Annotated in this window: 6 protein-coding genes; 3 read left to right on the forward strand and 3 right to left on the reverse strand. The window is 36.5% G+C overall.

Going from position 1 to position 4,186, the window contains the following annotated elements; translation table 11 throughout:
* Window positions 1–91 precede the first annotated feature (91 nt).
* Entirely contained in the window at window positions 92–691 is a 600-nt protein-coding gene (locus IC621_RS26160; protein WP_396653135.1) for a nuclease-related domain-containing protein, read from the reverse strand.
* A 226-nt stretch (window positions 692–917) separates the two neighbouring features.
* Between IC621_RS26160 and IC621_RS26165 the strand changes: the two genes are divergently transcribed.
* Complete coding sequence (locus IC621_RS26165; RefSeq protein ID WP_191162962.1) at window positions 918–1,226, forward strand: hypothetical protein; 309 nt, start codon at window positions 918–920, stop codon at window positions 1,224–1,226.
* Between the two features lie 59 nt (window positions 1,227–1,285).
* Here IC621_RS26165 and IC621_RS26170 read toward each other — a convergent pair whose 3' ends face one another.
* Complete coding sequence (locus tag IC621_RS26170; protein ID WP_191162964.1) at window positions 1,286–2,041, reverse strand: AAA family ATPase; 756 nt, start codon at window positions 2,039–2,041, stop codon at window positions 1,286–1,288.
* A 186-nt stretch (window positions 2,042–2,227) separates the two neighbouring features.
* Between IC621_RS26170 and IC621_RS26175 the strand changes: the two genes are divergently transcribed.
* Window positions 2,228–2,617: a sporulation protein gene (locus tag IC621_RS26175; protein ID WP_191162966.1), complete on the forward strand. Its 390-nt coding sequence runs from the start codon at window positions 2,228–2,230 to the stop codon at window positions 2,615–2,617.
* Between the two features lie 117 nt (window positions 2,618–2,734).
* The gene (locus IC621_RS26180; RefSeq protein WP_191162968.1) at window positions 2,735–3,181 is read left to right on the forward strand and encodes an OsmC family protein; all 447 of its coding nucleotides are present in this window, start codon (window positions 2,735–2,737) and stop codon (window positions 3,179–3,181) included.
* 155 nt (window positions 3,182–3,336) lie between these two features.
* Here the strand turns inward: IC621_RS26180 and clpP are convergent, their stop codons facing one another.
* Window positions 3,337–3,912: an ATP-dependent Clp endopeptidase proteolytic subunit ClpP gene (gene clpP, locus IC621_RS26185; RefSeq protein ID WP_191162969.1), complete on the reverse strand. Its 576-nt coding sequence runs from the start codon at window positions 3,910–3,912 to the stop codon at window positions 3,337–3,339.
* Window positions 3,913–4,186 lie beyond the last annotated feature (274 nt).

The following is a 4,186-nucleotide window of genomic DNA, read 5'->3' on the forward strand; positions in this document are numbered from 1 at the left end:
GTGCTTACTTATTTCGACAATTTGGGGAGGTACTCCTTTTTTTGCGTTTCAAAACCCTTGAGGCTCTAAGGATTCAATTTATGAAATTCATTCAATTAGATAATTTTTTTAAATCCAAGTTTGAGAACTTTTTTTCTTTATATTTGTTTGTAAACTCTTCGATAATATTAGAAAGGGCAGCACTGTGGATAATTTTTTTACCTATGTTGGAATTTATAGGGGAGGATTTAATTAAAGTAGAAGGATGGCTAATTACAACGATCCATTCAACCGGAATTTCAGGTACTTTATTATCTTTAAGCCAAGTGGTTAGCTGGTGATGGTGACGTTTTACTTGTGAAATGGGATCCGGAAAAGCTTCCTCTTTTCCATTTGAATTTCGAATAAGCTGATGAAATACTTGGTCAAAAATAAGAGTACCAGAGATATTTTTAACTTCTATTATGAGGAAAAAAGCTGGGTTACATATTAATGTATCTATTTGAAAAAAAGCAGAACCATTTAAAAGCCTTATATCATGTAAAATAAAGTTTTTGTCATTATGAAGAATTTTTAAGTGATAATCTACAGTTTGCTCTCCGCGATAGCCAGCCATTGTTTTTGCATATTCTTCTTCAATATCTCTACGTTTTTCATGGTTTAAAGGTAATCGCCTCTTTAGAGCCTCTAATTTTTGCAACTTCAACGGCACTTCTCTTTTTTTTTACAATCACATAATCACTCCAAATAAAATATATTAGTCTATTTCAAATTCGATCAATCTTAGAATTCTCCTTCTTTGAATATATTAAATTTACTTTTTTAAACAGTCGTAATGGACTGTACTTTGTTTATTATACATATTTGACTTTCTATGAGAGGATTTCCACTTTCTATGCTAGTTCGGGTCAGAGCTATGAGCAGAAATCGGGGATTCTATGAGCGATTTTCTACTTTCTATGAGCGATCTCCAACCTATGAGCGAATTCCCTCCTTCTATGCTCGATTGGATCGGGTCTATGAGCGAAATCGGGGATTCTATGAGCGATTTTCTACTTTCTATGAGCGATCTCCAACCTAATGAGCGAATTCCCTCCTTCTATGCTCGATTGGATCGGGTCTATGAGCGAAATCGGGGATTCTATGAGCGAATTCCCTTCTTCTATGCTCGATTGGATCGGGTCTATGAGCGAAATCGGGGATTCTATGAGCGATTTTCTTCTTTCTATGAGCGATCTCCAACCTAATGAGCGAATTCCCTCCTTCTATAAGCGGTCTCGCCGTTAAAAGGGCACCGAGTAAGAAACTAGTTAACTCCTCCCTCCTCCTCTTCCTCCCGAAACAAATGATGCAGCAGCCCTTCCCTGTTTTCTAAAAAATATTTTGTAATTTGATAGTGATCTGTGTCTTCGTAGTTGATTTTCTTTATTTCTCCGTCATCGAAATTGAATATTTCAGCATTTGGATAACCGAGTAGGATTGGAGAGTGGGTTGCAATGATGAATTGGGACTGACCCTCTTTTTCCAGGTCATGGATGATTTTTAACAATGCAAGCTGTCTGGCAGGGGATAATGCGGCTTCGGGTTCGTCCAAAAGGTAAATGCCCTTTTTTCCAAAACGATTTTTAAATAAAGATAGGAAGGATTCACCATGGGATTGCTCGTGAAGAGAAATTCCTCCGTACGAAGCAAAAATATCATCGGGATTTTCTCTTTGCAGCTGATCTAGATAGCTTGCAAACTGATAAAACGTTTCCGCCCTTAGAAAGAAACCATTCGTTACTTTCGGCAGCCAGGACAACCTCAAGTAGTTATGTAATGTGGACACAGTATGTTCCTCTTCAAATCGATTTTGCGTACTGCCCCCTGCTTTGTTAAATCCAATTTGAGCAGCAATTGCTTCTATGAGCGTAGATTTCCCTGACCCATTTTCCCCAACAAAAAAAGTGACGGATTGTTTAAATGAGAGCTTTTTTAATTTAAAGATTACTGGAATCGAAAATGGGTATTGTTTAAAGGATGGGATTTGATCTCGTAATATTGTTACATTTTTCAAAAACATATTGTCATCACCTGTTTCTGCATGTATAAAGGTAATAGGAATGTACCTTGAAATTTGTTCAAATTGAATTTGATTCTGTATTTGAATAATAACATGAAAAATCTTTCGCTGATCAGCTAATTTTTTTGAAACTTTACAGACTCTTCTACGTATCTTAATTAACAAAACTCGAAAGGAAGACTTGGATTGTTACTAAGAAAAATAATGTCTAAGCTTGGTATTGGTTCAGCAAAAATTGATCTGATTTTAAACAAAGAAACCTATAGAAGAAGTGATATCATTGAGGGTGTCTATAAAATTCAAGGCGGAACAATCGAACAGAAGTTAAAAAGAATTGAATCTGAATTAGTTCAAACGCAAGAAAATAATGAAGAAGGAAATGTTATTTTAACAAACTTGATTTTAACCTCTGATACTGTCTTTGCTGATCATGAAAAAGTAGTGACTTTTTCTTGTAAACTACCGGGAGATATTCCTCTTTCAAACGAGGAAATCTCGTACAAATTTGTAACTAGATTAGTATTTGACGACGGTGTCGACAGCTTAGACCATGATAAAATTGAAATAATTGCATAAATTGAATAGATTCCATTTCGGTGGTTGAGCCATCGTGTAAAAAAGCATTCCTTTAGCAGGGAACGCTTTTTTACTTATTTTAAGAAAATATGCTAGATCATTAAGGAGGCGAGGACGTTGGCAGAACATCTTTTTCATTTAACTGCAAATTGGCCCGGGTTAAGAAATGATATAGGGGATATCAAGGCAGGAAATTTAGAAACACAGGTTTCCATTCCTCCTGAAATGGATGGACCAGGGGTCGGCACTAACCCTGATGAAATGCTGCTTGGAGCAGCAGCGACTTGTTATATCATAACACTTGCGGCTATGATGGAACGCAGTAACCTCGATAAGGAAAGCTTAACGATGGAATCTATTGGCGTAGTAGATGTCACAAAGGGTGTGATTACTTATAAAAAAATCATTCATCGTCCTATAATCGTTTTAAAACATAATGCGACTGAAAAAGATTGTAATTTAGCTAATAAACTTGCTCAACAAGCTGAAAAGTCATGCATGATTTCCCGAGCGATAAAAGGGAATGTGGAAATTAAGTTAGAAGCCGAAATAAAAACAGCTTAAGCAGGATAAAGATTAGGAACAATTTGGCTGAAGGAGTGTTGGCCGGAAACTGTTTAGTCAATCATCAAAATGGTCAGTCAGAACCTTAAAAATAGAGGCGGCACTTATAGATAAGTGTGCGCCCCTCAATTATTAGTAGATGAAAAGATATGAAATTACGAAATAATCCCATCGATTATTCCATATTCCTGTGCCTCAGAAGCAGATAAAAAGTAGTCCCTGTCTGTATCCTTACCCACCTTTTCAATCGGTTGCCCAGTCCGTTCCGCAATGATTTGATTCAAATGTTCTCTTAGCTTTAATATGCGTTTGGCTGATATTTCGATTTCTGTTGCCTGGCCTTGTGCACCACCGAGCGGTTGATGAATCATGATTTCGCTGTTTGGAAGTGCGAAGCGTTTACCTTTCGTACCAGCGATTAAAATCATCGCTCCCATTGAAGCTGCCATCCCTGTACATATCGTTCTTACATCAGGCTTAATGTGCTGCATCGTATCATAAATGGCAAAACCAGCCGATGTGGAGCCACCCGGGCTGTTAATATAAATCGAAATATCTTTTTCTGGATCCTCAGCCGATAAAAAAAGTAACTGGGCGACAATTGTATTTGCAATTTGATCATTTATTTCCGATCCAAGCATAATAACACGATCTTTAAGCAGTCTTGAATAAATATCATATGAACGTTCACCATAACTTGATTGTTCGATGACATAAGGAATCGTCGTCATTAGTAATCTCTCCTTTTTGATTTTTCTTTGTTTTTGCATACTTTGCTGCTATTTCACAAAGTCTAACCTTCAAAAAAATAAGGTATATCGTGAGACTTGAAGCAATCTGTGATACACCGATTGTCTGTATTGACAATAGCAACTATCTTTAAAAAACCAAAACAAAAAACTACCGGAAAAGTAAAATGTACCCTATAGAGTAGACATTAAAAAAAAGTCTACCTATAGGGTACTTTTTTGTATAATTAAGAAAAACATGGGGAATGGAGAAAGT

Origin of the sequence: Metabacillus arenae, assembly GCF_014773385.1 — a bacterium.
In the GTDB taxonomy this organism is placed as follows: domain Bacteria; phylum Bacillota; class Bacilli; order Bacillales; family Bacillaceae; genus Metabacillus_D; species Metabacillus_D arenae.

Excerpts from the sequence above, each read along its gene's own strand:
- IC621_RS26165 (WP_191162962.1), top strand. The coding sequence starts at position 918 with ATGAGCGATTTTCTACTTTCTATGAGCGATCTCCAACCTATGAGCGAA.
- IC621_RS26170 (WP_191162964.1), bottom strand. The coding sequence starts at position 2,041 with ATGTTTTTGAAAAATGTAACAATATTACGAGATCAAATCCCATCCTTT.
- clpP (WP_191162969.1), bottom strand. The coding sequence starts at position 3,912 with ATGACGACGATTCCTTATGTCATCGAACAATCAAGTTATGGTGAACGT.